Annotated in this window: 31 protein-coding genes; 17 read left to right on the forward strand and 14 right to left on the reverse strand. The window is 68.4% G+C overall.

The features are described 5' to 3' along the window. Positions 1-89: 89 nt before the first annotated feature. On the reverse strand, positions 90-1,379 hold the full coding sequence (locus AOZ06_RS51905; RefSeq protein WP_054296128.1) for an adenylosuccinate synthase: 1,290 nt from the start codon (positions 1,377-1,379) through the stop codon (positions 90-92). Between the two features lie 65 nt (positions 1,380-1,444). Between AOZ06_RS51905 and AOZ06_RS51910 the strand changes: the two genes are divergently transcribed. Beyond that, entirely contained in the window at positions 1,445-2,125 is a 681-nt protein-coding gene (locus AOZ06_RS51910) for a hypothetical protein (protein ID WP_054296129.1), read from the forward strand. Here AOZ06_RS51910 and AOZ06_RS51915 read toward each other — a convergent pair. Continuing rightward, entirely contained in the window at positions 2,118-3,023 is a 906-nt protein-coding gene (locus AOZ06_RS51915) for an alcohol dehydrogenase catalytic domain-containing protein (protein ID WP_054296130.1), read from the reverse strand. The genes AOZ06_RS51910 and AOZ06_RS51915 overlap by 8 nt on opposite strands. 112 nt (positions 3,024-3,135) lie before the next feature. Here AOZ06_RS51915 and AOZ06_RS51920 point away from each other — a divergent pair, with 112 nt between their 5' ends. Then, the gene (locus AOZ06_RS51920; RefSeq protein WP_054296131.1) at positions 3,136-3,675 is read left to right on the forward strand and encodes a TetR/AcrR family transcriptional regulator; all 540 of its coding nucleotides are present in this window, start codon (positions 3,136-3,138) and stop codon (positions 3,673-3,675) included. Between the two features lie 73 nt (positions 3,676-3,748). Further along, a complete protein-coding gene (locus AOZ06_RS51925; RefSeq protein ID WP_083472498.1) occupies positions 3,749-4,375 on the forward strand; it encodes an HNH endonuclease family protein in 627 nt (208 codons plus the stop codon). A 1-nt stretch (position 4,376) separates the two neighbouring features. Here the strand turns inward: AOZ06_RS51925 and AOZ06_RS51930 are convergent, their stop codons facing one another. Next, entirely contained in the window at positions 4,377-4,775 is a 399-nt protein-coding gene (locus tag AOZ06_RS51930; protein ID WP_054296132.1) for a DUF3151 domain-containing protein, read from the reverse strand. 12 nt (positions 4,776-4,787) lie between these two features. Continuing rightward, entirely contained in the window at positions 4,788-4,919 is a 132-nt protein-coding gene (locus AOZ06_RS61480; protein ID WP_257721450.1) for a hypothetical protein, read from the reverse strand. A 101-nt stretch (positions 4,920-5,020) separates the two neighbouring features. Here AOZ06_RS61480 and AOZ06_RS51935 point away from each other — a divergent pair, with 101 nt between their 5' ends. Then, a complete protein-coding gene (locus tag AOZ06_RS51935) occupies positions 5,021-5,791 on the forward strand; it encodes a carboxypeptidase-like regulatory domain-containing protein (protein ID WP_054296133.1) in 771 nt (256 codons plus the stop codon). A 59-nt stretch (positions 5,792-5,850) separates the two neighbouring features. On the opposite strand, the gene fbaA is transcribed toward AOZ06_RS51935, so the two are convergent. After that, entirely contained in the window at positions 5,851-6,885 is a 1,035-nt protein-coding gene (gene fbaA, locus AOZ06_RS51940; protein WP_054296134.1) for a class II fructose-bisphosphate aldolase, read from the reverse strand. 293 nt (positions 6,886-7,178) lie between these two features. Between fbaA and AOZ06_RS51945 the strand changes: the two genes are divergently transcribed. After that, positions 7,179-8,189: a nitric oxide synthase oxygenase gene (locus AOZ06_RS51945; RefSeq protein ID WP_054296135.1), complete on the forward strand. Its 1,011-nt coding sequence runs from the start codon at positions 7,179-7,181 to the stop codon at positions 8,187-8,189. 549 nt (positions 8,190-8,738) lie between these two features. Here the strand turns inward: AOZ06_RS51945 and AOZ06_RS51950 are convergent. Next, positions 8,739-9,566, reverse strand: coding sequence for an LLM class F420-dependent oxidoreductase (locus AOZ06_RS51950; protein WP_054296136.1), 828 nt, complete (start codon positions 9,564-9,566; stop codon positions 8,739-8,741). Between the two features lie 57 nt (positions 9,567-9,623). Here AOZ06_RS51950 and AOZ06_RS51955 point away from each other — a divergent pair, with 57 nt between their 5' ends. From AOZ06_RS51955 to AOZ06_RS51965, 3 genes are all read left to right on the forward strand, one after another. Beyond that, positions 9,624-10,562, forward strand: coding sequence for an aldo/keto reductase (locus tag AOZ06_RS51955; RefSeq protein WP_054296137.1), 939 nt, complete (start codon positions 9,624-9,626; stop codon positions 10,560-10,562). 70 nt (positions 10,563-10,632) lie between these two features. Next, complete coding sequence (locus tag AOZ06_RS51960; protein ID WP_054296138.1) at positions 10,633-11,541, forward strand: short-chain dehydrogenase/reductase; 909 nt, start codon at positions 10,633-10,635, stop codon at positions 11,539-11,541. 9 nt (positions 11,542-11,550) lie between these two features. After that, complete coding sequence (locus AOZ06_RS51965) at positions 11,551-12,018, forward strand: pyridoxamine 5'-phosphate oxidase family protein (RefSeq protein WP_054296139.1); 468 nt, start codon at positions 11,551-11,553, stop codon at positions 12,016-12,018. Positions 12,019-12,021: 3 nt separating this feature from the next. Here the strand turns inward: AOZ06_RS51965 and AOZ06_RS51970 are convergent, their stop codons facing one another. Beyond that, positions 12,022-12,309 (reverse strand): YciI family protein, encoded by a 288-nt coding sequence (locus AOZ06_RS51970; RefSeq protein ID WP_054296140.1) that lies wholly within the window; start codon positions 12,307-12,309, stop codon positions 12,022-12,024. 147 nt (positions 12,310-12,456) lie between these two features. Here AOZ06_RS51970 and AOZ06_RS51975 point away from each other — a divergent pair, with 147 nt between their 5' ends. The 4 genes from AOZ06_RS51975 to AOZ06_RS51990 all read left to right on the forward strand — a co-directional run bounded on the left by AOZ06_RS51975 (position 12,457) and on the right by AOZ06_RS51990 (position 15,281). Beyond that, positions 12,457-13,038: a SigE family RNA polymerase sigma factor gene (locus AOZ06_RS51975; protein WP_054297544.1), complete on the forward strand. Its 582-nt coding sequence runs from the start codon at positions 12,457-12,459 to the stop codon at positions 13,036-13,038. Between the two features lie 102 nt (positions 13,039-13,140). Then, on the forward strand, positions 13,141-14,283 hold the full coding sequence (nagA, locus tag AOZ06_RS51980) for an N-acetylglucosamine-6-phosphate deacetylase (protein WP_054296141.1): 1,143 nt from the start codon (positions 13,141-13,143) through the stop codon (positions 14,281-14,283). A gap of 10 nt (positions 14,284-14,293) precedes the next feature. Continuing rightward, positions 14,294-14,563, forward strand: a complete 270-nt coding sequence (locus AOZ06_RS51985; RefSeq protein ID WP_054296142.1) for a hypothetical protein — start codon at positions 14,294-14,296, stop codon at positions 14,561-14,563. Between the two features lie 40 nt (positions 14,564-14,603). Next, positions 14,604-15,281 carry a VTT domain-containing protein gene (locus AOZ06_RS51990; RefSeq protein ID WP_054297545.1) on the forward strand — a complete coding sequence of 226 codons (678 nt, stop codon included), beginning with the start codon at positions 14,604-14,606 and terminating at the stop codon, positions 15,279-15,281. On the opposite strand, the gene AOZ06_RS51995 is transcribed toward AOZ06_RS51990, so the two are convergent. After that, positions 15,278-16,651 carry an FAD-binding oxidoreductase gene (locus tag AOZ06_RS51995; protein WP_054296143.1) on the reverse strand — a complete coding sequence of 458 codons (1,374 nt, stop codon included), beginning with the start codon at positions 16,649-16,651 and terminating at the stop codon, positions 15,278-15,280. The genes AOZ06_RS51990 and AOZ06_RS51995 overlap by 4 nt on opposite strands. 129 nt (positions 16,652-16,780) lie before the next feature. Between AOZ06_RS51995 and AOZ06_RS52000 the strand changes: the two genes are divergently transcribed. From AOZ06_RS52000 to AOZ06_RS52015, 4 genes are all read left to right on the forward strand, one after another. Continuing rightward, complete coding sequence (locus tag AOZ06_RS52000; RefSeq protein WP_083472500.1) at positions 16,781-17,722, forward strand: alpha/beta hydrolase; 942 nt, start codon at positions 16,781-16,783, stop codon at positions 17,720-17,722. Positions 17,723-17,758: 36 nt separating this feature from the next. Further along, positions 17,759-18,679 carry a TIGR03564 family F420-dependent LLM class oxidoreductase gene (locus AOZ06_RS52005; protein ID WP_054296145.1) on the forward strand — a complete coding sequence of 307 codons (921 nt, stop codon included), beginning with the start codon at positions 17,759-17,761 and terminating at the stop codon, positions 18,677-18,679. A 22-nt stretch (positions 18,680-18,701) separates the two neighbouring features. Further along, positions 18,702-19,619: an alpha/beta hydrolase gene (locus AOZ06_RS52010; protein ID WP_054296146.1), complete on the forward strand. Its 918-nt coding sequence runs from the start codon at positions 18,702-18,704 to the stop codon at positions 19,617-19,619. 70 nt (positions 19,620-19,689) lie between these two features. Continuing rightward, positions 19,690-20,295 (forward strand): DedA family protein, encoded by a 606-nt coding sequence (locus tag AOZ06_RS52015; protein ID WP_083472924.1) that lies wholly within the window; start codon positions 19,690-19,692, stop codon positions 20,293-20,295. Here AOZ06_RS52015 and AOZ06_RS52020 read toward each other — a convergent pair. From AOZ06_RS52020 to AOZ06_RS52045, 6 genes are all read right to left on the reverse strand, one after another. Then, positions 20,292-20,702, reverse strand: coding sequence for a VOC family protein (locus AOZ06_RS52020; protein ID WP_054296148.1), 411 nt, complete (start codon positions 20,700-20,702; stop codon positions 20,292-20,294). The genes AOZ06_RS52015 and AOZ06_RS52020 overlap by 4 nt on opposite strands. 132 nt (positions 20,703-20,834) lie before the next feature. Beyond that, positions 20,835-21,443: a nucleoside/nucleotide kinase family protein gene (locus AOZ06_RS52025; RefSeq protein ID WP_054296149.1), complete on the reverse strand. Its 609-nt coding sequence runs from the start codon at positions 21,441-21,443 to the stop codon at positions 20,835-20,837. Further along, positions 21,430-22,233 (reverse strand): PfkB family carbohydrate kinase, encoded by an 804-nt coding sequence (locus AOZ06_RS52030; RefSeq protein ID WP_054297546.1) that lies wholly within the window; start codon positions 22,231-22,233, stop codon positions 21,430-21,432. The genes AOZ06_RS52025 and AOZ06_RS52030 overlap by 14 nt, the downstream gene beginning before the upstream one ends. Beyond that, entirely contained in the window at positions 22,233-23,036 is an 804-nt protein-coding gene (locus AOZ06_RS52035; RefSeq protein ID WP_054296150.1) for an ATP-binding cassette domain-containing protein, read from the reverse strand. Before AOZ06_RS52035 ends, AOZ06_RS52030 begins: the two co-directional genes overlap by 1 nt. Then, positions 23,033-24,004 (reverse strand): ABC transporter permease, encoded by a 972-nt coding sequence (locus AOZ06_RS52040; RefSeq protein WP_054296151.1) that lies wholly within the window; start codon positions 24,002-24,004, stop codon positions 23,033-23,035. The genes AOZ06_RS52035 and AOZ06_RS52040 overlap by 4 nt, the downstream gene beginning before the upstream one ends. A gap of 4 nt (positions 24,005-24,008) precedes the next feature. Further along, on the reverse strand, positions 24,009-25,013 hold the full coding sequence (locus AOZ06_RS52045; RefSeq protein ID WP_054296152.1) for a substrate-binding domain-containing protein: 1,005 nt from the start codon (positions 25,011-25,013) through the stop codon (positions 24,009-24,011). A 124-nt stretch (positions 25,014-25,137) separates the two neighbouring features. On the opposite strand from AOZ06_RS52045, the gene AOZ06_RS52050 reads away from it, so the two are divergent. Further along, positions 25,138-26,130, forward strand: coding sequence for a LacI family DNA-binding transcriptional regulator (locus AOZ06_RS52050; RefSeq protein ID WP_054296153.1), 993 nt, complete (start codon positions 25,138-25,140; stop codon positions 26,128-26,130). The last annotated feature ends 93 nt before the right edge of the window (positions 26,131-26,223 follow it).

A 26,223-nucleotide genomic window follows, 5' to 3' on the forward strand; every position in this document is an offset into this window, starting at 1 on the left:
TGATTCGCTCGCAAGCTCGCTCATGAGCCCCGAGTGTTCTCAGCCGGTCAGCCGGTGGTCAACGATTCCCAGATGGTGAACGGGGCTTCTCAGCGCACCAGTTCGTGCCGCACGATCGTCTGGTCGCGGCCGGGGCCGACGCCGATCGCCGAAACCCTGGCGCCCGACAACTCCTCCAACCGTTCGACGTACGCCCGTGCGTTCGCCGGGAGTTCACCGAACTCCCGGCACTGGCTGATGTCCTCCCACCAGCCCGGCATCTCCTCGTACACCGGGATGGCGTGGTGCACGTCGGTCTGCGTCATCGGCATGTCGCCGACCCTGCGGCCGTCCACTTCGTACCCGACGCAGATCGGCACGGTGTCCAAACCGGACAGCACGTCCAGCTTGGTCAGGAAGTAGTCGGTGATGCCGTTGACCCTGGCGGCGTACCGCGCGATCACCGCGTCGAACCAGCCGGTGCGCCGCGAACGCCCGGTGGTGACACCGAACTCGCCGCCCTGCTTGCGCAGGTTCTCGCCCATCTCGTCGGTCAGCTCGGTCGGGAACGGCCCGGAACCCACGCGCGTGGTGTACGCCTTCAGGATGCCGATCACCGTGGTGATCCGGGTCGGGCCGATGCCGGAGCCCGCCGACGCGCCACCGGAGGTCGGGTTCGACGAGGTGACGAACGGGTACGTGCCGTGGTCGACGTCCAGCAGGGTGCCCTGCGAGCCCTCCAGCAGCACGTTCTCGCCGCGCTCGAGCGCCTGGTTGAGCAGCAGGCGGGTGTCGGCGATCCGGCTGAGGAACTTGCTGCCCTGCTCCAGCACGGTGTCCACGACCTGGTTGGGGTCGAGCGCGCGGTGGTTGTAGACCTTGACCAGCACCTGGTTCTTGAAGTCCAGTGCCGCGTCGACCTTCTGGCGCATGATCTTCTCGTCGAGCAGGTCCTGCACGCGCACGCCGACGCGGGCCACCTTGTCCTGGTAGCACGGGCCGATGCCGCGACCGGTCGTGCCGATCTTGGCCTTGCCGAGGTAACGCTCGGTGACCTTATCGATCGCCACGTGGTACGGCATGATCAGGTGCGCGTCGGCGGAGATCAGCAGCTTGCCGGTGTCGACACCGCGCGCCTCCAGCCCGGACAGCTCCTCCAGCAGGACACCGGGGTCGACCACCACGCCGTTGCCGATCACGTTGTTCACGCTCGGCGAGAGGATCCCGGACGGGATCAGGTGCAACGCGAAGTTCTGCCCGTCGGGAAGAACCACGGTGTGCCCGGCGTTGTTGCCGCCTTGGTAGCGGACGACCCACTGGACGCGGTCACCGAACAGGTCGGTTGCCTTGCCTTTACCTTCGTCGCCCCATTGGGCGCCGATGACCACGATGGCCGGCATGTGAAACTCCAGGTGGATTCGGGCGTGCGAAATGCCGGTAATGGAGACTAGACCAGGAGCTCAGCGTGGGTGCACTCGTACTGGCCTGCGGCGATTCGGCCGGACACGATCGGTTGGCGGCGCTGACCGAGCGTGATGACGTCGAGGTGTCCGCGGTGCCTGCCACACCGGGGCGGACGGACGTGGATCCCCTGCTCAAGGGCCTCGGCGAGCGCCGTCTCGTGGTGCTCGGCACCGACGCGGACCTGGCCGCGGTCGTACTGAGGTTGTTGCGCAAAGAACTCGTGGACCAGGTGGCCGTGGGGTTCGTGCCGACCGGCGACTCCCCGGTCGCGGACCTGTGGGACCTGCCGTCGGACACGGGCAAGGCGATCGAGGTGGCGCTGCGCGGCGACGTCGACCCGATCCCGCTGCTGCGCGACGACGCCGGTGGCGTGCTGGTCGGGCTTGGCCAGATCGGGCCGACGCGTGGTGTCGGTTACTGCGACGACACGACGGCGCTGCGCGGCCGGGTCAGTGCGATCGAAATCACGCCCGACCCGACCGGCCGCAACGGGCTCGTCGTCCGCGTGATCCGCCGCGGGCTGCTGGGCAAACGCGTCAACGAGTACAAGGGCCGGGCGTTCCAGCTGGGCAGCCTGCCCGTGCTGCCGGTCAGGGACGGCGTGACCCATCCCCGGCAGGTGTCGCGGTGGACTTGGTACCGGCACACCTCGGATCTGCGCGTTGCCAGAGGGCTCATCTGAGCCGCAGGAGCACGGCTCCGGTGTTCCGGCGCCGTTCGAGGTCGGTATGAGCCTCAGCGGCCCGCTCAAGTGGGTAAACGGCGTGGATCTTCGCGGTCAGGCCGCTGTGCAGCGCCTGCTCGGCATCCGCGCGTTGCTGCTGCGGCGTGCGGCGCTGGAGCACGCCGGACGCGCCGACGACGGTCAGCCCGCGCTGCGCGATCAACGGCGTGTCGAGCTCGGGCCATCCTCCTGAGGCGTAGCCGTAGAGCCCGGCGCGGTCCTGGGCGACGGCGACGGCTCGCTTGCCGATTTCGCCGCCGACCGAGTCGAGGACCACGGTGGGCCGGCCCCAGTCCTCGTCGTCGTACGTGACGGCATCCGCGCCGAACTCCTTGACCGCGGCCAGCTTGTCCGGGCTGGTCACACCGATCACGCGGGCACCACGAACCCGTGCCAACTGGACCAGCATCAGGCCGATCCGGCCTGCCGCGGCGGTGACCAGGAGCGTGTCGCCCTCACCGACGCGCATCACGTCCAGCAGGCCGGTCGCCATGTCCCCACCGCCGAACACGGCCACCGCCTGCTCGATCGGCAGGCCGTCCGGCACCAGGTGCACGTGGTCGGCCAGCGCGAACTCCCCGTACCCGCCTTGAAAACCAGTTGTCCTGGCCACCACGCGCTTGCCGACAAGTGCCTGGTCCTCGGCCTCGACCACCTCGCCGCCGATCTCGAAGCCGGGGACGTACGGCATCGCCCACGACGGCACCGCACCGCGCCGCAGCAACGTGTCCGCGAACAGGACCGCCGCGACCTCGACCGCGACGAGAACCTGCCCCTCACCCGGCTCGGGCCGTTCGGCCTCGCCGACTTCCAGCACGTCGGCGCCGCCGAACTCGTGGACCCGGATCACTCGCATGTTTGCCTCCAAGCGAGACACTGTGTCTCTCATGAGGCAGACTGTCCGAGCGCTGGTCGGTGGCCAAGACGCAACCGAGACGGTCTGTCCCACTCCGGACAAAGGAGGCCGTTTGTCTCAGGAGAACCTGCGGGTGCGCCGAACCCGGATCTTGTTGCGCGACGCACTGGTCGACCTGATCGACGAACGCGGCTTCGACCGGATCACCGTCGGTGAGCTCACCACGCGCGCGATGGTCAGCCGGGCCGCGTTCTACCGGAACTACCGCGACAAGTACCACCTCGCCGAGCAGGTCTTCGACGACGCGCTCACCGCGCTGATGGCCACCGCGCCGGAGGACGTGCCGCAGCGCTGGACGGAGTTCTTCGACCACGTCGCCACCTACGAGCGGCTCTACAAGGCGTTGCTGAGCCGCAAAGCGGGCACGTGGTTCGCCGACATGATGCGCGCGAAGATGGCGTCCGTCAGCGCGCACCACCTGACTGGGAAAGATGGCAACGACTTGGCGCCGACCGTTGTCGGGGCGGTCGCGGTGCAGGCCATCACCTGGTGGCTGCTGCACGATCGTCCCTGTTCAGCGGGGGAGATCGCGGACCGGACCGCCGAGATGATGCGCGCGATCATCGACGTCGAGTTACGGCATCCGTCGTAGGGGTGTCACCCGAAGGTATTGCTCACGCTACCTCCGTCAGTCACGGTCGAGTGACCCACGACACGGAGGTGACATGATCGCCAAAAGTGCCTTACGGGCCCTGCTCCTCGTCGTCGCACTGCTGCTCGGCACGGCAGTCGCGGCATGGGCGACACCGCCAGGCATTCCCAGCGCAGCCACCGCACGTACCCAGCTCAACGGGCTGACAGTGGCTCCGGACGGACCGAGCACCGGCTACAACCGCGACCTCTTCCCGCACTGGAGCACCGTTTCCGGCTCGTGCAACACCAGAGAAGAAGTGCTCAAGCGCGACGGGACCAACGTCGTCGTCGACACCTCCTGCGCCGCCACGTCAGGCAAGTGGTTCAGCCCGTATGACGGCGCCACCTGGTCGGCCGCGGCCGACGTCGACATCGACCACGTCGTGCCGCTGTCCAACGCGTGGAAGACCGGCGCGAGATCGTGGACGACGTCGAAGCGCCAGCAGTTCGCCAACGACCTGTCCAGCCCGCAGCTGATCGCGGTGACCGACGACGTCAACCAGGCGAAGGGCGACAAGTCACCGGACGTGTGGAAGCCACCGCTCACGTCCTACCACTGCACGTACGCCCGGATGTGGATCGGCTCGAAGCACAAGTGGGCGCTGACCGTGAACTCGGCGGAGAAGTCCGCGCTGACCTCGATGCTCGGCAGCTGCTAGGTCAGATCTGGGGCGCGGCCGGGTCGGAGTCCTCGATGAACTTGCGGACCCGGTCGTACTCCTCGGTCTCACCGATGGCGTTGGCGGCTTTGCCCAGCGCCGCCAGTGCCCGCAGGAACCCCTGGTTGGGGCGGTGGCTCCACGGGACGGGGCCGAAACCCTTCCAGCCGTTGCGGCGCAACTGGTCCAGGCCGCGGTGGTAGCCGGTGCGGGCGTAGGCGTACGCGGCGACGTGCTCGCCCTTCTCGAGGGCCTGCTCGGCCAGCGCAGCCCAGGCCTCGCTGAAGTCCGGCCAGGCAGCGGCGACCTCGGCCGCGTCCTTGCCCGACTCGATGGCGGCCTGCTGCTCAGCACGTTCGGGCAGCAGCGTGGGTTCGGGGCCAAGCAGGTTGTTCGACATGGCCCCATCCAATCAGCCCAGCAGACTGGCGAGCGCCCCGAGGGTGGCCAGTGCGAGACAGGCGAGGATCACGACCGCGACGAGGCGTTTCGGCATCATCCGAGCACTGTTCACCGCGACCGGTTGCGCGACAAGGAAGCTCACCCGCCCGAACGGGTGACTTGCGTTCCTCGCCCAGCGGTCGGAAGAAATGTGCAAGCGCCCGGCGGCACATTGAGTGCGACAGCGATCGTGGGAGGGGAATCATGTCGAAGTTCACTCGTGTCAGAGGGGTCGCGGCGATCGCCGCGTTGAGCGCGGCAGCCGTGCTGCCCGTGGCGTCCACCACCGCGTCGGCGGCGTCCGACCAGCCCAACGTCCACGTGCAGGCCACGCGGTTCGACAAGTACGTGTACGCGCCGGGTGACAGCGCCGTGGTGGTGTTCACCCTGCGCAACATCGGCCCGGTCGACGCCAAGAACGTCAAGATCGTCTCCGGCGGCAGCGGCGACTCGAGCGAACTGGACGTCACCGACTGGGGCGGCGTCGGACACCTCGACGAGGGAATCACCATCACCGCCGGTCAAACCGTGCCAGCGAAGCTGCGCGGCACGGTGCCGGAAGGCTCGTTCACCGCGGGCAACGTCGCCTTCTCCGGCGGGTTCAGCGCGAGCAACGGCGAGTCGGACGACACGAACAACTACGCCAACGCCCGCGCCTCGGTCCCCGGCGGCAAGGGAACGCTGACCGGCCTCAGCTACGTCGACGGCAACCAGAACGGCAGGAAGGACCCGGGCGAAGGCCTCGCGAACGTCCGCGTGACTGTCGTCGGCCTGTACGACATCGAGCTGGTCACGTCCGCGACCACCGACGCGAACGGTGAGTTCGTGATCCCGGACCTGCCCGCCGGCGTGTACGAGACCCGCGTGCGGACGCCGGAGGGCTGGTGGCTCAAGTACGGCGACCCAGTCAGCAACGCCGGAGTGCGAGCGGGCGAACGGAGCACGGTCGTGTACGAGGCCGAACCGCGGATCTGACGCCGAAAGCACGAGGCCCGCGCCGATCACGGCGCGGGCCTCGTCGCGTGTTCGGGCTGTCAGCCGGCGATCATGCGACCGGCGGACTTCAGGTGCTGGCAGGCCTCGATGATGCGGTCGCCCATCGCGGTCTCGGCCTTCTTGAGGTAGCTGCGCGGGTCGTAGGTCTTCTTGTTGCCGACCTCGCCGTCGATCTTCAGCACGCCGTCGTAGTTGCTGAACATGTGGGCCGCGATCGGGCGGGTGAAGGCGTACTGGGTGTCGGTGTCGATGTTCATCTTCACCACGCCGTACGACAGCGCCTCGTGGATCTCGGCGAGCTCCGAGCCCGAGCCGCCGTGGAAGACCAGCTCGAACGGCTTGGAGCCGGCCGGGCGGCCGAGCTTCTCGGCAGCGACCTCCTGGCCGCGCTTGAGCACCTCGGGACGCAGCTTGACGTTGCCCGGCTTGTACACGCCGTGCACGTTGCCGAAGGTCGCGGCCAGCAGGTAGCGGCCACGCTCGCCCGCGCCGAGCGCGTCGATCGTCTTGAGGTAGTCCTCCTCGGAGGTGTACAGCTTGTCGTTGATCTCGTTGGCGACGCCGTCCTCCTCGCCGCCGACGACGCCGATCTCGACCTCGAGGATGATGTTGGCCTCGACGGCCTGGGCCAGCAGTTCGGCCGCGATCTTGAGGTTCTCGTCGATCGGCACGGCCGAGCCGTCCCACATGTGCGACTGGAACAGCGGGTTCTGGCCCTTGGCGACGCGCTGCTTGGAGATCTCGATCAGCGGGCGGACGAACTTGTCCAGCTTGTCCTTGGGGCAGTGGTCGGTGTGCAGCGCGATGTTCACCGGGTACTTGTCGGCGACCACGTGCGCGAACTCGGCCAGCGCGACCGAGCCGGTGACCATGTCCTTGACCTTGGTGCCGGACGCGAACTCGGCGCCACCGGTCGACACCTGGATGATGCCGTCGCTCTGCGCCTCGGCGAACCCGCGCAGCGCGGCGTTGAGCGTCTCCGAGGAGGTGACGTTGATGGCGGGGTAGGCGAACTCGTTCTGCTTCGCCCGGTCCAGCATCTCGGCATAGACCTCGGGTGTGGCGATGGGCATCGGTCTCGTCCTCCTCGGGGCTGGGATGCCTGTGCAGCCGAATCCTACGAGGGCCGGGCAGGCGGTCACCGGCGAGCACCAATGGTGACAGGCAGTGACAACGCCGTGGTAGCAGCCTTCGCGATCGATTCAGTTGACCCGTATCCTATTCGGCCCGATCGAGGCCTCAAGCCGCGAGCATCACATGCCGACACCCTCACACTGGGTACACCACCCACCCGAACGGCTGAGTCTCGCGGGTGACCCGTCTGGCAGTGTCGACAAAGCCAGGCGCGCACGTAGATTTCTGGCCCGTGACCGCCCTGTACAACGAAACGATCACCGGCGGTCCGGTCGCCTTCGCCGCGGCGGAGGACTTCCTGCGGATGTTCCACGACGCGCACCCCGAGGCGGGCGCTGTGCGCCATCGGCTGGCCGAGGTGCGCGCGGAGATCGCGGAGACCGGCACCTACCGGCACACGAACGAGGAACTTTGCTACGGCGCCAGGGTCGCACTGCGCGACAGCGGCTGGTGCACAAGCGGCCTGCCATGGCGACGGCTGAAAGTCCGGGACCTGCGCGGCATCCACAAAGCACAGGCCGTCGCTGCCCAGTGCATCGAACACCTCAGGCTGGCGACGAACGGCGGGAGAATACAACCACTCGTCACGGTGTTCGCCCCGGACAGGCCGGACTCACCCGGTCCACGGATCTGGAACGCCCAACTGGTCAGCTACGCGGGCTACCAGGAAATGGGCGACGCGCGGAACATCGAGTTCACCGAGTCAGTCGAAGGCCTGGGCTGGCAACCACCCGTCCCACGCACGGCCTTCGACCACCTCCCCCTGGTGGTCAGCACAGGCACGCAGGACCCGCAGCCGTTCAAGCTCCCCCGCGACGTGGTCGAAGAGGTGGCGCTGACGCACCCGGACCTGCCGTGGTTCGCAGACCTGGGCCTGCGCTGGCCAGCGGTGCCGGTGATCACGAACATGCGACTGTGCATCGGCGGAATCGACTACCCGGCGGCACCGTTCAACACGTGGTTCGTCGGCACCGACATCGGAACCCGCGGCCTCGCAGACGAATCGGCCTACGCGATGCTCCGCCCAGTAGCGGACCACCTGGGCCTGGACACGTCAACCGACCGGACACTGTGGCGCGACCGCGCGACCCTGGAACTGAACCGGGCAGTGCTGCACTCATTCGACACCGCCCGCGTCACGATCACCGACCACTACGCGGAAACCCAGCACCGCCTGGCCTGGATCCGCTCCCGCCGAAACCGAGGCGACCGCCCAGCATTCAGACCACCCCGCGCACGATGAAACCGTTCCCCCCAACACTCTGCAAAACCAGCGGACAAGAGCAGACCAACCCACAGCAGCCCAAGTGTCAGCGCAAACCAACCCCCGAGCGGCGAGCGCGCCAGCGCAGAGGTGGGCTTCGGGTGCTCCTGCCCGTCGGCCTGAGCTACGCCAACCACGGACTGTCAGGAGGCGCCCGCCCACCCAAACCAACACACAGCGAAAGCCAAACGGACCTCTTGACAGTCCGTGGTTCCCTCCGGGCAAGCCGACGGACAGGAGCACCCACGCCCCAAAAACTCAGCTCTGGCGAGGGCAAAGACCCGTCACAGGCTCCTGCCCAGAGGTCTGCCTCCCGGCGAGGGACCAGGCTTGTTCCGTGCAAAAACCAGGACCATGACAAAGAACCACACCCCGAAAAGCGCCCAAGAAGCCCTAACACCTATACACACAGTCCCCCACCCAACCCGGGGGGCGTCCCTGCTCCAGTCTAACGGGGTAACAGCTGGTCAAGGGGGTTACCGGCCAGTTGTGGACAGGGAGATTTGACAAAGGTGCCATCGACGCGAGTTAAGTGAGTGCGTTACCCAAAGCCTCGAACGCTTCCACATCAAGAGATCCGTCAACGGTAAGCACTTGCAGGTTCACGTGATCGGCGCCGGCGGCCTGGTGTGCGGCGACTGTGGCGACGATGTTGTCGACGCCCTGCGGGATGAGCGCGCCGATCAGCCGGTCGCTGCCGCCGTCGGCGAAGTCCTCCTCGGTGTACCCGAGGCGGAGCAAGTTGTTGGTGTAGTTGGGAAGCTGCAAGTACATCCGGGTGTACTGGCGGATGATCCGGTCGGCCACGTCACGGTCCGGTTCGACCACGACCGCCACCTCCGGGGCCAGTAGCGGACCGTCACCCAGGGTCTGCCGCGCCTGGCGGGTGTGCTCGGCGGGGGCGAAGTACGGGTGGGCGCCCGCGCTGCGCTCCGCTGACAGGGTCAGCACTTTGGGTCCCAGCGCAGCCAACGCGCGGCCCGAGGTGGGCACGCCCGCCGCGTCCAGCTCGTCCAGATAGGACACCAGTTTGCTGTATGGCTTCTCGTACTGGGTGTTGAACAGTTTGTGGCCAGCGCCTATGCCGAGCAGGAAGCGGTCGGGGTGCTTCGCCGCGATGCGGTGGTAGGACTCGGCCACCTCCGCCGCCTCGGATGTCCAGACGTTCACGATGCCGGTCGCCACCTTCAGCGTGCTGGTGGCGTCCAGCAGGGTTTCGGCGATCCGCAGGTCGGCACTCGGCGATCCGCCGAGCCACAGCGTGCCGAACCCGAGTTTCTCCAGGTCGGCCGCTACTTCCGGCCGATCTGCCCAGAGGTGGACCATGCTCCAGATACCGACCTTGCCCAGCTGCATGTGCTCGCCCTTCGATATCGACTGCGTCAAATACCCACAGGAAGATACGTTCGACGCATGTCGAACATTCCCGGAACCGATCTCGATGTGTTCCCGCTCAACCTCGGTACCAACATCTTCGGGTACACGGCGGACAAGGCGACCTCGTTCGCGATCATGGACCGCTACGCCGAAGCCGGGGGCAACTTCCTGGACACGGCCGACTCCTACAGCGCGTGGGCGCCGGGCAACGCCGGCGGGGAGTCCGAGACGATCATCGGCCAGTGGCTGGCCGAGCGCGGCAACCGCGACCGCGTCGTCCTGGCCACGAAGGTCGGCGCGCACCCCGAGTTCAAGAGCCTGTCAGCCAGGGCAGTCAAGGCAGCCGCCGAGGCCTCGCTGCGCAGGCTGGGGACTGACCGGATCGATCTGTACTGGGCGCACTTCGACGAGCCGGGCATCCCGGTCGAGGAGACTCTCGGCGCGTTCACCGAGCTGGTCGAGGAGGGCAAGGTCCGGTACATCGGTGCGTCGAACCTCAGTGGCGAGCGGATCACGCAGTCGCTGGCGGCGTCTGATCGGGACGGTCTCGCCCGGTATGTGGCGTTGCAGCCGGAATACAACCTGGTGGAGCGCGATCAGTACGAGTCGGAGTACGCGCCCATCGCGGCCAAGGAGAACCTTGCCGTGTTCCCGTACTACGGGTTGGCCAGGGGATTCCTGACGGGCAAGTACCGGGGCAGGGACGGTGACGGCGGGGGCAGCGTCCGTGCCAGGAGTGCGTCGAACTACTACGACGAGCGGGGCAAGCGTGTGTTGTCCCGGTTGGACGAGATCGCGGCCGTGCACGACGTGCCGGTGGGGAGTGTCGCGCTTGCGTGGCTGCGGCAGCAGCCGACCGTCACCGCGCCGATCGCGAGCGCTCGCACCCCGGAGCAACTGCCTGCGTTGCTGCGGTCCGTCACGCTGGAACTGACCGCTGACGAGCTGGACGGATTGACTCAGGCCTCTTCCTGACTCACAGTAGCTTACTAACAGTAGGTTGGGTGCGGCGGACCGAGCCGGACCCGAGGGTGAGGAGGCCCCAGTGGGCAGTCGCAACGTCAACGGCAAGGTTGTACTGATCACTGGGGCCGCCCGCGGGATCGGCGCGGGCGTGGCCAAACGCCTGGCCAAGCAAGGCGCCAAGCTCGCGCTGGTCGGGCTGGAGCCCGAGGAGCTCAAGAAGGTCGCGGCCGAGTGCGGCCCGGACGCCGCGCACTGGGAAGCCAACGTCACCGACTGGGATTCGCTGGAGCAGGCCGTCAACGGTGTGGTCGCGCACTTCGGCGGGATCGACGTCGTCGTGGCCAACGCCGGGATCGCGGCGACCGGCTTCGTGCGTTCGATCGACCGCGACGCGTTCGAGCGCGTGATCGAGGTCGACCTGCTCGGTGTCTGGCGCACGGTCCGCGTGGCCCTGCCGCACCTGATCGAGCGACGCGGTTACGCGCTGATCGTGTCCTCCGCCGCGGCGATCATGCACATCCCCGGCAACGCCGCCTACAGCGCGGCCAAGGCAGGCGCCGAGGCGTTCGCCAACAGCCTCCGCGCCGAGGTTCATCACCTGGGTGTGTCCGTTGGCGTCGCACACCCGACGTGGATCGCCACCGACATGGTCAACAGCGCCGACAAGCACCCCGTCTTCGGCTCGCTGCGCACGAACGCACCCGGCCTGGCGGGCAAGACGTACCCGCTCTCGCTGGCGGTCGACCTGATCAGCAACGGCATCGTCAAGCGCGCCCGTGCCATCCACGTGCCCGGCTGGGTCGGTGCGACCAAGCTGGTCCGCGCGCTGCTGCCGCGGATCGTCGAGCTGGCCACCCGCGGCATGATCCCCAAGGCGGACAAGGCCGCCATCGAGGACATCGCCAAGCGGGGCAGCAAGGAAGCCAGCATCGTCGGACCGGGTGCACGGGCCGATCTCGACGCACGGACAGAGGCCAGGAGGGGTTAGATCAGCTCCATGTCACGCCGCGAGCAGATCAAGATGACGCCCGACGAGGTCCGCGCGTACCTCGAGACCGGGCGGGTGGCCAACGTGGCCACGATCGGCCCGAAGGGACGCCCGCACATCGTGCCGGTGTTCTACATCATGGATGGCGACGGCATCGCCACGTGGACCTACGGCACGTCGCAGAAAGTGGCGAACCTACGCCGACTTGCCGAGGCGACCGTGCTCGTGGAGAGCGGTGTCGCCTACGAGGAACTGCAGGGCGTGTCCATGGAGTGCGACGTGGAGATCGTCGAGGACACCGAGCAGATCGTCCTGATCGGCACCGAGCTGCTCGGCAAGATGTCCCCTGGCAACACCGAGGTGGTCACGGCCGCGGCGCAGTTCATCCGCACCCAGGCCGAGAAGCGCGTCGGCCTGGTGTTCCGGCCGACCAAAGTGGTCAGCTGGGACCACCGCAAGCTCGGCGGGACGTACTAGGGCTCAGGACTCGGGCAGCCAGGATCCGAGAGTGATCTTCCACTCCCGGACCGCGCGCTCGGCCGCGACGCCTTCGGTCGTGTACGGGTCGCCGGCGAGGACCTTGTCCAATTGGGCTCGGTCCTCGACCTGGTAGACCACGAAGCCACCGAGGTCGTCCGCCCACGGCCCGGCCGCGACGACGACCCCCTGGTCGGTGAGTTCGCGCAGGTAGTCGCGGTGCGCGGGGCGCACGGCGGCGAGCTTGTCGCGGTCTGTCGTGTACGTGACGTCAGCGGTGAACCAGGCCATGGCGCCGATGGTAGTGGCCTGCCGGGATGTTCTTGATGATCGGACGCTGTGGTCAGGCCGGGCGACCGATACGCTCAGAGCGTGACAGGTCATGGCGGCACTTTCGGCGGCAACCAGCCGTCGCAGCAGTCCCGGGGCGGCACACCGATGTGGCCAGGCCCGGACAACAACGCGGAGCGCAGCGTGGAAACCACGCTGACTCGCTTGCGCGCGCTCGACGGCGGCGGCATCGCCGAGACGCCGGCCCGGCTGACGCTGGAAGACCTGTACCGAATGCACCGGATGCGGCTTGTCCGGCTGGCGTTGCTACTGGTCGACGAGCCCGCGACGGCCGAGGACGTGGTGCAGGAGGCGTTCACGGGCCTGCACCGGCATTGGTCCAATCTGCGTGACGGCGCGGCTGCGGTCGGCTACCTGCGCACAGCCGTGGTGAACGGGTCCCGCAGTGTGTTGCGCCGCCGCAAGACCGCTCGTGACTACACGCCGCCGCACGCGGTGAACGCGCGTTCCGCCGAGAGCCTCGCCATGCTCACGGCCGAGCACCAGGCTGTCGTGCAGGCGCTGTCCCAGCTGCCGCCGCGGCAGCGTGAGGTGCTTGTTCTGCGTTATTACGGCGGTTTGTCCGAAGCGGAGATCGCCGATGCCGCCGGCATCTCGAAGGGCACCGTGAAGTCCACGGCGTCCCGTGCGCTGGACGCGCTGCAGAAAATTATGGCGGGCCCCGCGTAGCGGCCGTTTGGCGCTACACCAAGACGTCCGTACTCATGCGGGCGAGTGACGCTCGCTCGTTGGTATAGACCAATCACGGGTTCATGTCCCATCATCGTCACCATGACGCACCTGGTGATCAGTGGGGCCAAGGTCGTGACGCCCGACGGCGTCATCGATCCCGGGTGGCTGGAAGTCGAGAACGGCACGATCACCGCGATCGGCTCGGGTCACCCCGAGCAGTCAGGCGTCCCCGTGACGGACGCGGCAGGCGCGTGGGTCGTGCCCGGTTTCGTCGACATCCACTGCCACGGTGGCGGCGGAGAGGCGTTCACCGACACCGATCCGTTGCGCATCGGCACGGCGGTCGAGGCCCATCGCAGGCACGGCACGACGACCATGCTCGCCTCGCTGGTCTCACGCCCGGTTCCCGAGCTGGTCAACCAGGTCGCCGCACTGGCCGAGCTGGTCAAGGACGGGTTGATCGCGGGCATCCACCTGGAGGGCCCGTTCCTGTCCGCGGCCCGCTGCGGCGCGCACGACCCGGCCATCCTGTGCCCGCCGGAGCCGTCGTCGATCCGCAAGCTGCTCGCCGCGGGCGACGGCGCGGTCAGCATGATCACCATCGCGCCCGAGCTGGACAACGCGGTCAACGCGGTCCACACGCTGGTCGACAACGGGGTGATCGCGGCGCTCGGGCACACCGACGCGACCGAGGCGACCGTGCTGCCCGCCATCGACGCGGGCGCGACCGTGGCCACGCACCTGTTCAACGGCATGCGGCCGTTGCACCACCGCGAACCCGGGCCGATCGGCGCGCTGCTGGACGACCCGCGCATCACGGTCGAGCTGATCGTCGACCTGGTGCACGTGCACCCGACGGTCGTCCGGCTGGCGGCGAGGCACGCCGGGCCGGGCAGGACCGTGCTGATCACGGACGCGATCGCGGCCGCCGGTGTCGGTGACGGCGTGTACGACGTGGGCGGGCTCGAGGTCACGGTGACCGACGGGGTGCCGAGGATCGCGGGCGGCGGATCGCTGGCAGGCAGCACGCTCACCATGGACGCGGCCTTCCGCAACCTGGTCACCGGCTGCGGGCTGACCATCCGCGAGGCGGTCACGGCGTGTTCGACGCGACCGGCCGCGCTGCTGGGCCTGAGCGAGGAGACCGGGTCGCTGACCGTGGGCCTCGCGGCGGACTTCGTGCTGCTCGACGCCGAGCTGCGGCCGACCGGTGTGATGGCCCGCGGGGAGTGGGTCAAGTAGGTTGGCCCTCGTGGCCAAGGAGAAGGACCCGGAGCAGCTGCTCTCGGAGGCGTTGCGCGCACAGGCCGTCCAGACCGGTCCGCCCGCGATGCCCGGCTTCGGGCTGCTGTCCGGCGACGACCTCGGGCTGGCCGCGCGGCTGCAGACCCAGGCCATGGCCGAGGAAGAAGCGCCGATGCCGCTGCCGAGGCGCAAGCTGGGCGGCTGGTCGATGATGCTCGTCGCGGTCGCGCTGGGGCTCGCGTGCGGTGCCGTGGTGGGTCTGCTCACCGTGCTCTGAGGAATCCCGGGTACCGTGGTCGGCCGTGACCACCAACACCATGTCGTTCCTGCCTAGCTGGCTGAGCGCAGAAGGACTGCTCACCGGGCTCGGCGGGTTCATGCTCGTCGGCCTCTGCCTGGTCATCTTCGCCGAATGCGGGCTGCTGGTGGGCTTCTTCCTGCCCGGTGACTCGCTTCTGTTCATGGCCGGGCTGTTCAACGCCAAGGGCATCATCACCGAGCCGCTGTGGCTGCTGTGCACGTTGCTGGCCGTGTGCGCGTTCGTCGGCAACGCGACCGGCTACTGGATCGGCCGGTGGGTCGGGCCGAAGTTGTTCAACAAGCCGGACTCCAAGCTGTTCAAGCAGGAGTACGTCGCCAAGACGCACGAGTTCTTCGACAGGTACGGGCCACGCGCCATCGTGCTTGCCCGGTTCGTCCCCATTGTCCGGACGTTCATCACCGCCATCGCGGGCGTGGGCAAGATGGAGCAGAAGAAGTTCTTCACGTACTCGGCCATCGGCGGTGTGCTGTGGGCGGCCGGGCTGACCGTGCTCGGCTACTTCCTCGGCAAGATCGAGTTCGTGCGCAACAACATCGAGATGATGATCATCCTGATCGTGCTGCTCTCGATCGTGCCGATCATCATCGAGGTGGTCAGGGCGCGCAAGGAGAAGAAGCACATCGCCGCGGTGGCGGGCGCCGAGACCCAGGTGCTGCCCAAGCTCGAACGCTAGAACATGGAGCCCGGGTTGAACAGGTTCCCCGGATCCAGAGCGGCTTTGACGGCCCGGTGGACGCGCATGCCCACCGGGCCGATCTCACGCTCGAGCCAGTCCTTCTTGATCTTCCCGACGCCGTGCTCGCCGGTGACCGTGCCGCCGAGGCCCAGGCCGACTTCGAGGATGTCGTCGAAAGCCTTGCGGGCACGGGCGAATTCATCGTCCGATGAGGCGTCGTAGACGATCGTGGGGTGCATGTTGCCGTCGCCCGCGTGGCCGACGACCGCGATCCGCAGCCCGCACTCCTGGCTGATCCGTTCGCAACCGGTGAGCAGTTCCGCGATCCGGGTCCGCGGCACGCACACGTCGTCGGTCAGCCACGTGCCGTAGAGCTCCAACGCGGTCAGCACCACGCGCCGCGCCTGCAGGAGCATCTGCCCCTCGGCCAGATCGTGGGTCGTGTACGCCAGATCAGCGCCCGCCGCGTGGCAGACCTGTTCGATCACTTCGAGTTCGTGCCGTGCCGCCTCGCCGCCTGCGTCCGACTGGCACAGCAGCAGCGCCGCGCAACCCTGGCCCGCGCCCAGTTCCGTCTTCAGGTACTCCTCGGCCGCCTTGATCGACGTGGCGTCCATGATCTCCATCAGTGACGGCACAACGCCTTCGCGCACGATCCGGGACACGGCGTTGCCCGCGGCCTCGATGGTCGGGAACGCCGCGATGGTCGTGCCTGGCGCGTGTGGCAAGGGGCGCAACGCGACCGTGATCTCGGTGACGACGCCCAGCGTGCCCTCGCTGCCGATGAACAGCTTCGTCAGGTCGTAGCCCGCGACGCCCTTGACCGTCCGGCGGCCGGTCCGCAGCACCTCGCCGTCGGCGAGCACGACTTCCAAGCCCAGTACCGAATCCGTGGTGACGCCGTACTTGACGCAGCACAGGCCGCCCGCGTTGGTGGAGACGTTGCCGCCGATCGTGCACCAGTCGTAGCTGGACGGGTCCGGCGGGTAGAACAGCCCGTTCTTCTCCACCGCGTCGCGGAAATCGAGGTTGACCACGCCCGGTTGCACGACCGCGAGCCGGTTGTCCGCGTCGATCTCCAGTATTTCCCTCATCCGCGTGGTGACGAGCATGACGCAGCCGTCGATCGCGTTGGCGGCACCGGAAAGGCCGCTGCCCGCGCCGCGCGGGACGATCGGCACCCCGAGCTCCGCGCAGATCCGCACGACGGCCTGGACTTGGGCAGTGCTCGACGGGAGCACGACGGCCAGCGGCGACCCGTTGGGCGCCAACGGCATCATGTCGCGCTCGTAGCTGCTGGTCACGGCCGGGTCGGTGATGACCGCGTCCGCGCCAAGCGCCGTCCTCAGCCGCTCTGCCAGAGTCATGTGTTTACGGTAACTCCAGGTCGGGGCATCCCCTGAACAAGTCTTTCGGAGGGCAGCGAACCAGCCTCCGGGTGATCTACAGTGATTGGTGTCACGTCACAGTCGACGAGGCGTCGGGGAGGCATCGCCATGGTTGAGCTACCTGCTACCCCCAGCGTGGCGAGCCGGGTGCTCGCACTGGCCATGATGCGCAGTCTGCGCGTGTTCGGTGGCGTGGTCCGCCCTGGATCGACTCCGCTGCGGATCGTGCGCGAGGCGTTCGACGCGCTCGGCCGCACTCCGTTGCCGCGTGGCACGAAGGTCAAGCCCGTCACCGCGGGCGGTGTGCCCAGCCAGCTCGTCACCGCCAGGGAAGCCAGGGATTCCGGCCGGATCATGCTGTACCTGCACGGCGGCGGGTTCGTCTGCGGGTCGCCGCGCACGCACCGCCAGCTGGCGTCCCGGATCTCCGCGTCGGCCGGGCTGCCGGTGCTGGTGCTGGACTACCGGCTGGCGCCGGAGTACCCGTTCCCCGCAGCGGCCGAGGACGCGCTGTCGGCGTACCGGTGGCTGCTGGGCGAGGGCTATCAGCCGTCGCAGATCGTGGTCGGCGGCGACTCGGCCGGTGGGCACCTGACCGCGTGCCTGCTGGCGGACATCGCGGACGAGAAGCTGCCGATGCCGAGTTCGGCGGTCATGCTGTCGCCGTTCCTCGACCTGACCGGCGCCGAGCTGGCCTCCCGTGACAAGGCGCTGCGGGACCCGTTCGTGCCGCCGGACTACGCGATCTGGTGCGGCACGGCGTACGCCGGGGAGATGCTGACCCACCACAGGCTGGACGTGCTGAAGGTGCGCAAGCGCGGCTGGCCGCCCGTGCTGATCCACGTCGGCGACACCGAATGCCTGCGTGGCGACTCCGAGCAGATGGCCGAGTCGCTGCGCCGCTCCGGCAGCTACTGCGACCTGCGGATCTGGCCCGGTCAGGTGCACGTCTTCCACTGGTTCGCGCCGTGGCTGCCCGAGGCCAACGCGGCGCTGCGGCAGATCGGCGAGTTCGTCCGCGAGGTCGCGTCCGAGATTGTCGCCGCGTAGGGAAGAACCCGCTCGTTCGCCGGGTTGCGAACGAACATGACTACTGGGGTTTCGTTCCCGTTCGCCCATCCCACCGAACCCAACGCTGTGGACACGTACGTCGGCCTGACGCGGGAGGCCGCCGACGCGGGCCTGTCGCACGTGTGGTTCGCGCAGCTCTACGACTTCGACGCGCCCGCCATGGCCGCGCTGGCCGGCCGGGAGGTGCCGGGGATCGAGGTCGCCACCGGGATCGTGCCGATCTTCGGCAGGCACCCGCTCGCGGTCGCCGCGCAGGCCAGGACGGCGCAGGCGGCCACGCACGGCCGGTTCACGCTGGGCCTCGGCCTGTCGGCCCCGTTCATCGTCGAGTCCGCCTACGGCATCAAGTGGGAACGCCCGATCACGTACCTGCGTGAGTACCTCGAGGCGATCCGGACCCTGCTGGCCGACGGCGAGGCCGACTACCAGGGCGAGACGCTGGTGGCCAAGAACTTCCTGCCCGGCGCGTTGCCGGGCGCGGACCCGGTGCCGATCATCGTCGCGGCGATGGGTCCGCAGGCGCTGAAGGTCACCGGCGAGCTGGCCGACGGCACCCTGCCGTACCTGGCCGCGCCCAAGGTGATCGAGCAGCACATCGTGCCCGCGTTGACGAAGGCCTCCGGCGGCGCGAAGCGGCGGGTGGTGGCGACCGTGCCCGGCGTGGTCACGGCGAACGTCGACGAGGTGAAGGCGACGGCCCGCCGTCAGCTCGAGCTGTACGGCTCGATCCCGTCGTACCGGAAGGTGCTGGACCAGGCCGGGGTCGAGCACGCCGCGGACGTCGCGGTGATCGGCGACGAGGAGACGGTCGCGGCGGAGGTCGAGCGGTTCTTCGACGCGGGCGCGACCGACGTCGTGTTCAGCAACACCTCGCTCGGCTCGGCCGAGGACCGCAAGCGGACGTGGGCCCTGCTGGGTGAGCTTGCGCGTAGTTGACCGAGTGTCAACAATCGGGGCCATGGACGTACCGGCCACAGCGAGTGTGCAGAGTGCGCGGCTCGAGCACTTCTTCGCCACCCGGGTGCGCCCCGCGGCGGACCGGTGGGCATTCGGCGGCGTGCAGCTGCGGATGCTCCGCCGGGTCGCCGACTCCGGTGGCCTGCGACGGCTGCCGCGCGGCACGAGGACGTGGACGGCTCGCTACGGCGACGTCCGAGGCGTCTGGGTGCGGGCCAAGGGCGCGAGCGTGGCCAACGGGATCGTGCTGCACCTGCACGGCGGCGGGTTCGTGTTCGGGTCGTCGCGCTCGCACCGCGGTTTCGCGGTGATCCTTTCGCGGCGCACCAAACGCCCGGTGTTCCTGCCGGACTACCGGCGGGCGCCGGAACACCCGTATCCGGCGGCGGCTGACGACTGCCTGGAGGTGTACCGGCAGTTGCTCGACCGCGGGATTCCGGCGGACCGGATCGTGGTCTCCGGGGACTCGGCGGGCGGGCACCTGGCCGCGTGCCTGCTGGCCGATCTGAAACGGCACGGCCTGCCGATGCCCAGCCATGCCGTTTTCCTCTCCCCGTGGCTCGACCTGAGCGGTGAACTGGCGCAGGGCAGGGATCTCGTCCGCCGTGACCCGTTCGTCGCCCCCAGCGCGATCCTGAAGTGCCGCCGGGCGTATCTCGGTGACCGGGACCCGCGCGCGGAGCGGCCCGGTGTGCTCACCGCCGACAAGTCCGGGTGGCCGCCGTCGCTGATCCAGGTCGGTGACACGGAGTGCCTGCTGGACGACGCACGGCGACTCGCCGCGTCGCTGCGCGGTGCGGAAATCCGGTGCGAGCTGCAGGAGTGGCCCGGCCAGGTGCACGTCTTCCCGTTGTTCTCCAACGTGGTGCCCGAGGGCAGGCAAGCGATTCGTTACGTGGCCGACTTCGTTTCCTCTTGAGCCGCACGATCTCTGACGTACGCTCCGTCAGGTGAACGTGGTTGGCTGGTTGGCGGAGAACGGTCCGCTGATGGTCTGGCTGATCGTGCTCGGCTTCGTGTTCGTCGAGTGCGCATTCATCGTCGGGCTGTTCCTGCCGGGCGACTCGCTGCTGTTCACCGCCGGACTCGTCCTGGCCCAGCACGGTTCACACGACGCGGAGGCGTGGGCGCTGTCCGTCGCCGCCACGATCATCGCCGTGGTCGGCAACCAGCTCGGCTACCACATCGGCCGCAAGGCGGGCAGCTCGCTGACCGGGCGGCTCGGCGGCCGCGTGCTGACCCCGGAAAAGCTCACCAAAGCCCGCGACTTCCTCGACCGCCGCGGTTTCTGGGCGATCGTGCTGGCCCGCTGGATCCCGTGGATCCGCACGCTGGCGCCGATGATCGCGGGCGCGGCGGCGATGGACCCGCGCAGGTACATGACCGCGACCGCGGTCGGTGCCGTGCTGTGGGTGCCGACGCTCGTCCTGCTCGGTTTCTACGGCGCGGGCCTGCTCAACCAGTACCCGTGGGTGATCACGACCGCTGTCACCGTCGGCATCGCGTTCTTCGTCGTGGGCACCGCGTGGGGGATCTGGCGCTACCGCCAGGAAATGCGCAAACCCACCGAACTCGTGTCCGTGTCCGGCGACTAGGGTTTCTCCGCCCACAGCACCAGCTGGATCCCGTCCGGGTCGCGCAACGCGATCACCGACGTACCCGGGGCGCTGTGCTCCTCGGTGATCGGCGAGTACATCACGCCGTGCTCGTCGAGCCGGTCGGTCCACTCGGTCAGGCAGCCCTCGTCGGGAACCGAGAACGACAGGTGGTCCAGACCCGGCCGCTTCTCGTCGAACGAGCTGCCAGCCGCGAAGGGGTGCTGGATCAGGGTGAGCGCGAAACCGTCACCTGGGCCGCGCAGGAACACCTTCCGCACGCCGAGCGCGTCCTCGTCCTGGGTGCCGACGACGCTGAACCCGAGGACACGCTCGTACCAGGGGACGCTGCGATCCACGTCGGTCACGGTCAGCGCGATGTGATGCACGCCGCTCAACGTGGGCATCTCGGTCCGTCCTTTCGTGCGGCCGCTGCAGATCGGGGGAAGGCCGCTCCGCCATAGTGCCGCACGACTGTCTACAAATCCGGCGTCGTGAGCACGCTGTTATAGGACATTCCACAGCGCGAGATGTGCCCGCTACCCCCGTAGCACGAGATCGGCACGCTCCGCCGTAGCGTTGATCACGCTTGCGTTGCGTTCATCGGACCCCAACGCTCTGTCACGGGCCTCGCCGGGGCTGCGCCCGAACTCCTCGTGCCTCGCGATCAGCCTGCGATGCCGTTCGCCCTCGTCCAGGCTGATGAACCAGACCTCGTCGAGCAGGTCGCGGACCTGGGCCCACGGCTCGTCCGGCACCAGCAGGTAGTTGCCCTCCGTGACCACCAGCCGGGTCTCGGGGAACACCGGGACCGCGCAGGCCACCGGTTCCTCGATCGCCCTGCGGAACTCCGGCGCGTACACCACCTCGTCACCTTGGCCTCTCAGCCTCCTGAGCAGGTTCACATAGCCGGCGCCGTCGAAGGTGTCCAGTGCGCCCTTGCGTTCGGCCCGGCCCAGCCGCACCAACTCGGCTTGCGCCAGGTGGAAACCGTCCATCCCGACATAAACCGCCAGATCGCCGAGCGCCTCGACGAGCCGGGCGGCCAGCGTCGACTTGCCCGCGCCCGGCGCGCCGCAGATGCCGAGCATGGCCCGGTTCGCCGCGGCCAGCGCCCGCGCCCGGTCAACCAGTTCAGCGAAGTCCATCGCGCCAGCTCGCTCCTTCGTGCAGCACACGCTGACCGGCGACGCGGTTGGCGTATCGGATCAGGTCCGGCAAGTCGGCGGCTGCGGGGACACGGCCGAGCCGCGAGATCGCGAGCGCCAGCGCGCCGTGCCAGACGTCACCAGCCCCCGAGGTGTCCTTCGCTTCCACTGGCGGCACAGGCACTTCGCCACTCTCGGCACCTGCGCACCAGCGCACCGGGCCGGGGCCGTTCGTGCGCGTCACGACCGGGCACTCGACGGGATCCCGGAACGCGGACGAGCACGCGCACACGTCGACCATCGGCAGCAACTCGTCGAAAACAGCCTTGCGGCTGCCCGCGTCCAGGATCACCGGCACCTCGGCACGGGCCGCCGCGAGCGCCAGCGCCGGGTGGTGCCCGTCGAGCAACACAGCGTCCACATCGGACAAATCGATTGCCGCGGTGGCTGTCGTACCGGCGGCGTTGTGGGACACGACTGTTCGTTCGCCGTCGCCGATCCGCACGGACACCGCGCTGACCGCCGGCGGCTCGGCGCGATCCGGCCGGACGTCGACCACCTCGACGCCGTAGTGCTCGAGATCGCGCCTTGCCAAGTCCGCCAACGGGTGCGCGCCGAGCACAGTGACCAGCCTGACCTGCCCGCCGAGCGCGGCGACGGTGATCGCCGCGTTCGCCGCCGGACCGCCCGCGACCAGCTCGACCGAGCCGGACTGCACCTTCTGACCCGGCACCGGGAGGACGTCCACGCGCTGGACAAGATCCACTGTGCACAGACCGACGGCGAGGATCAACGGCCCAGACCCGTCGTCACACCGACTTCGTCGATCCTGCCGTCGTCGCCCATCCGCAACGCACCCGTCAACAGGCCCACGACCTCGTTCATCGAATGCGTCTTCGGCGACACCACCGCGACGCGTCTGCCCAGGCGGTGGACGTGCACCCGGTCGGCGATCTCGAACACGTGCGGCATGTTGTGGCTGATCAGGACCACCGGCAGACCGCGGTCGCGGATCCGGCCGATCAGTTCGAGCACCTTGGCGGACTCCGCGACACCGAGTGCGGCGGTCGGCTCGTCCATGATCACGACCCGGGTGCCGAACGCGGCGGCCCGCGCGACCGCGACGGCCTGCCTTTGCCCGCCGGACAACGTTTCCACCGGCTGGGTCATCGACTTGATGTTGATCCCCAGCTCGTCGAGCACCCGCCGCGCCTCGGCGCGCATACCGCCGGAGTCCAGCAGCCGGAACACCGCGCCGAGGAATCCGGGACGCCGTTTCTCCCTGCCCAGGAACATGTTCGTGGCGATGTCCTGCGCCTGGGCGAGCGCCAGGTCCTGGTACACGGTCTCGATGCCGTGCTTGCGCGCGTCGAGCGGGCCGTGGAAGTGGACCGGCTCGCCGTTGACGAAGATCTCGCCCTCGTCCGGGATCACCGCCCCGGACAGGGTTTTGATCAACGTGGACTTGCCCGCGCCGTTGTCACCGACCACCGCGAGCACCTCGCCCGCGGTCAGGTCGAAGTCGGCGCCGTCCATCGCCGTCACCCGGCCGTACCGCTTGACCAGGCCTTTCGCTTCGAGCACCGGAGTCATCGCTGCCTCCCCCGGGAGAACCGGTCCACCGCGACCGCGGCGATCACGAGCACACCCGTGGCCACGTCCTGGTACAGGTTGTCGATCCCGGCCTGGGTCAGGCCGCTGCGCAGCACCGCGACGATCAACGCGCCGACGAGCGTGCCGATCACGCTGCCGCGCCCACCGAACAGGCTCGTCCCGCCGATCACCACGGCCGTGATGGAGTCGAGGTTGCCGAGCTGGAACGCGTTCGGGTCGGCGTTGGGCACGCGGCCGAGCGCCTGCCACGCCGCGATCCCGTAGATCACTCCGGCCACGACGTACACGCCGAGCAGGCTGCGCCGCACGTGGATACCGGACAGCCGCGCGGCCTCCGGGTCGTTGCCGACGGCGTAAACGTGCTTGCCCCAAGCGGTCCGGGTCAGCGCGTACCAGAACCCGATGTACATCACCAGCATCAGGACCATGCCGTAGGTGACTTCGATCTGGCCGAACAGGTACTGCTTCTGGCCGAGGAAGCCGAGGGTGTCGTCGTCGACCGGGAAGCTCTGGCCGGACGCGTAGATCCGGCTGACCGCCGTGACGATCGTCAGCATGCCGAGCGTGACGATGAACGGCGGCAACCGGAATCCGGTCACGATGCCACCGGTCACCGCGCCGATGCCCGCCGCGACAACGATCCCGATCAGCAGCGCGGCGATGCCCGGCATGCCGGACTCGAGCGTCAGCTTGGCCGTCAGCAGGGTCGCGAACACCGCGATCGCCGCGTTGGCCAGGTCGATGCCGCTGGTCAGGATGACCAGGGTCTGGCCGAGCGCGAGGGTGCCGATCACCAGCGACTGCTGGACGACCAGCGACAGGTTGTCGACGTTGAGGAACGTGTCCGTGGTGACGGAAAAGACCACCACCGCCACGACCAACGCGATCGCCGGACCGACCGCCGGAGTGCGCAGGATGAATTCGCTGCGCTCTTTGATTGTGGTCATCGGCTCAGCCCCAGCAGTTCTGCAGGCCCCACGAGGTGTCCTGGCTCCGCAGGCCGGAAACCGGCTTGTCGGTGATCACGGTGACGCCGGTGTTCACGAACCCGCTCGGCTTCTTTCCGGACTTGCCGAATTCCACCGCGGCCTGAACTCCCTGTGCCGCCATTTTCTTCGGGAATTGCATGACGGTGGCGACGACCTTGCCTTCTTTGACATCCTTGACGCCCTGGCACGAGCCGTCGATCGAGCCGATCACGACCTGGGTGGCGATTCCCTTTGCCTGCAAAGCGACGTACGCACCCCGCGCGGCGGGCTCGTTGAGCGTGTACACAGCGGTCAGCGTGGCGTCGCGTTGGAGCAGGTTCTCGGTCGCGGTCTGCGCCTTGTTCTGCTCGCCGTTGGTCGCTTCGACGCCGACGATCGCCGCGTCGCCGTCCTTCAGGCCGACACCCTGCAGGAATCCGTTGTGGCGCTGCTCGCTCACGGTCGAGCCGGGCGTGCCGTCGAGCATGATCACCTTGGGCGCCTTGCTGCCGAGCGCGGCTTTCACATAGGTGCCCTGCATGCGCCCGGCCTCGGTGTTGTCGCTGGCGAAGGTGGCGTCGACGGCTTGCTTCGGGTCGGTCTCGGTGTCCAGCGCGATCACGAGAACGCCCCGGTCACGGGCGTTCTTGATGGCGCCGAGGACACCGGTCGAGTTGCTCGGCGTGATCATGATCGTCTTGGCGCCCTGCTGCACGAGGTTCTCGATCGCGGCGACCTGGCCCTCGTTGTCGCCGTCGAACTTGCCCGCCAGCGCGATCAGCTCGGCCCCCGCCTTGCCGGCCTCGGCTTTCGCCGAGTCGCGCAGGGCCACGAAGTACGGATTCGAGTCGGTCTTGGTCACAAGCCCGACTTTGATCCGGCCGCCATCGGCGGGTTGGCCACCACTGCCCGTCTTCTGGCTGGTACAACCACTCGCAACGAACGCGAGCAGACCGGCGGCGATGATGGCGAGACCACGTCGTCCCATGACTTCCTCCTGGCGAGCCTGGCGTGCCTGGTTGCGGGGAAGTTAATGATTCACCTAGCCTGTCGCAACCGTTTGCGCAAACGCTTGGCGCCGCTTTTGTCACAGGGAGACAAGCTTGGTCACCATGAAGGATGTCGCCCAGATGGCGGGCGTCTCCATCACGACGGTGTCGCACGTGGTCAACTCCACGCGTGCGGTGGCGCCGGAGACCAAGTTCAGGGTGCTCGACGCGATCGAGCGCACCGGCTACACCGGCGACGCCATCGCCCGATCGCTGGTCACCGGAGGTACCCGATCGCTGGGTGTCGCGATCTCACTCGTGGCGAACCCGTACTTCGGCGAACTGATCCAGGCGATCGAGCACGAGACGACCAAGTCGGGCTACACACTCGTGCTCACGGACACCCACGACGAGCAGTCCACGGAGCAGTCAGCGGTCCGCACGCTGAGGTCCCGCCGGGTCGACGGGCTGATCCTGACGCCATCACCACGCGCGGCGGGGACAGTGCTGCCGGAGCTCAAGCAACTGGGCATCCCGATGGTGCTGGTCGACCGGCTGACGGTGGGCACGGACTTCGACCAGGTGGGACCCGAGAACGTGCACTCCACATCGGCGCTGGTGCAGCACCTCGCCGAACTCGGGCACAAGCGGATCGGGATCATCAGCGGCGCGGAAGGCCTGGCCACGACCTCCGAGCGCGTGCTCGGCTACCGCCTCGGTCTGGGCAGGTCGGGCCTGAGCTGGGACGAAGCCCTGGTGCAGTCCGGCGAATCAGCGGCGGAACCCGCGGCAGCGGCACTGGGAAGGCTGCTCGACTTAGACAATCCGCCGACGGCCGTCGTCGCGGGAAACAACGTGATGTTGTCCGGTGTCCTGCACGAGGCACGCAGGCGTGACCTGAAAATCGGCCGGGAACTCGCCGTCGTGGGATATGACGACGTCGAATGGGCGGACCTGATCGACCCGCCGATCACCACAATGGCGCAACCGATCGCGGAAATCGGCCGGACAGCGGTACGAATGCTGCTCAACCGGATCGCCGACCCCACCCGCCAGCCGACAACCGCCCGGCTGCAGCCGACATTGATGCACCGCAATTCCTGCGGCTGCCCATAAGCGCCGGGCCGGCAGCGCTCCGCCGATCACAGCCGCGGCAGCGGCGAATGCGTAAGGCGCGACAGTCGCACCGGTGTGGATACCGATCTGGGA

It is taken from the genome of Kibdelosporangium phytohabitans, from assembly GCF_001302585.1.
In the GTDB taxonomy this organism is placed as follows: domain Bacteria; phylum Actinomycetota; class Actinomycetes; order Mycobacteriales; family Pseudonocardiaceae; genus Kibdelosporangium; species Kibdelosporangium phytohabitans.

Excerpts from the sequence above, each read along its gene's own strand:
- AOZ06_RS51905 (WP_054296128.1), bottom strand. The coding sequence starts at position 1,379 with ATGCCGGCCATCGTGGTCATCGGCGCCCAATGGGGCGACGAAGGTAAA.
- AOZ06_RS51915 (WP_054296130.1), bottom strand. The coding sequence starts at position 3,023 with ATGCGAGTGATCCGGGTCCACGAGTTCGGCGGCGCCGACGTGCTGGAA.
- AOZ06_RS51925 (WP_083472498.1), top strand. The coding sequence starts at position 3,749 with ATGATCGCCAAAAGTGCCTTACGGGCCCTGCTCCTCGTCGTCGCACTG.
- AOZ06_RS51930 (WP_054296132.1), bottom strand. The coding sequence starts at position 4,775 with ATGTCGAACAACCTGCTTGGCCCCGAACCCACGCTGCTGCCCGAACGT.
- AOZ06_RS51935 (WP_054296133.1), top strand. The coding sequence starts at position 5,021 with ATGTCGAAGTTCACTCGTGTCAGAGGGGTCGCGGCGATCGCCGCGTTG.
- fbaA (WP_054296134.1), bottom strand. The coding sequence starts at position 6,885 with ATGCCCATCGCCACACCCGAGGTCTATGCCGAGATGCTGGACCGGGCG.
- AOZ06_RS51950 (WP_054296136.1), bottom strand. The coding sequence starts at position 9,566 with ATGCAGCTGGGCAAGGTCGGTATCTGGAGCATGGTCCACCTCTGGGCA.
- AOZ06_RS51955 (WP_054296137.1), top strand. The coding sequence starts at position 9,624 with ATGTCGAACATTCCCGGAACCGATCTCGATGTGTTCCCGCTCAACCTC.
- AOZ06_RS51965 (WP_054296139.1), top strand. The coding sequence starts at position 11,551 with ATGTCACGCCGCGAGCAGATCAAGATGACGCCCGACGAGGTCCGCGCG.
- AOZ06_RS51970 (WP_054296140.1), bottom strand. The coding sequence starts at position 12,309 with ATGGCCTGGTTCACCGCTGACGTCACGTACACGACAGACCGCGACAAG.
- AOZ06_RS51975 (WP_054297544.1), top strand. The coding sequence starts at position 12,457 with ATGTGGCCAGGCCCGGACAACAACGCGGAGCGCAGCGTGGAAACCACG.
- nagA (WP_054296141.1), top strand. The coding sequence starts at position 13,141 with ATGACGCACCTGGTGATCAGTGGGGCCAAGGTCGTGACGCCCGACGGC.
- AOZ06_RS51990 (WP_054297545.1), top strand. The coding sequence starts at position 14,604 with ATGTCGTTCCTGCCTAGCTGGCTGAGCGCAGAAGGACTGCTCACCGGG.
- AOZ06_RS51995 (WP_054296143.1), bottom strand. The coding sequence starts at position 16,651 with ATGACTCTGGCAGAGCGGCTGAGGACGGCGCTTGGCGCGGACGCGGTC.
- AOZ06_RS52000 (WP_083472500.1), top strand. The coding sequence starts at position 16,781 with ATGGTTGAGCTACCTGCTACCCCCAGCGTGGCGAGCCGGGTGCTCGCA.
- AOZ06_RS52005 (WP_054296145.1), top strand. The coding sequence starts at position 17,759 with ATGACTACTGGGGTTTCGTTCCCGTTCGCCCATCCCACCGAACCCAAC.
- AOZ06_RS52010 (WP_054296146.1), top strand. The coding sequence starts at position 18,702 with ATGGACGTACCGGCCACAGCGAGTGTGCAGAGTGCGCGGCTCGAGCAC.
- AOZ06_RS52015 (WP_083472924.1), top strand. The coding sequence starts at position 19,690 with ATGGTCTGGCTGATCGTGCTCGGCTTCGTGTTCGTCGAGTGCGCATTC.
- AOZ06_RS52020 (WP_054296148.1), bottom strand. The coding sequence starts at position 20,702 with ATGCCCACGTTGAGCGGCGTGCATCACATCGCGCTGACCGTGACCGAC.
- AOZ06_RS52025 (WP_054296149.1), bottom strand. The coding sequence starts at position 21,443 with ATGGACTTCGCTGAACTGGTTGACCGGGCGCGGGCGCTGGCCGCGGCG.
- AOZ06_RS52035 (WP_054296150.1), bottom strand. The coding sequence starts at position 23,036 with ATGACTCCGGTGCTCGAAGCGAAAGGCCTGGTCAAGCGGTACGGCCGG.
- AOZ06_RS52040 (WP_054296151.1), bottom strand. The coding sequence starts at position 24,004 with ATGACCACAATCAAAGAGCGCAGCGAATTCATCCTGCGCACTCCGGCG.
- AOZ06_RS52045 (WP_054296152.1), bottom strand. The coding sequence starts at position 25,013 with ATGGGACGACGTGGTCTCGCCATCATCGCCGCCGGTCTGCTCGCGTTC.
- AOZ06_RS52050 (WP_054296153.1), top strand. The coding sequence starts at position 25,138 with ATGAAGGATGTCGCCCAGATGGCGGGCGTCTCCATCACGACGGTGTCG.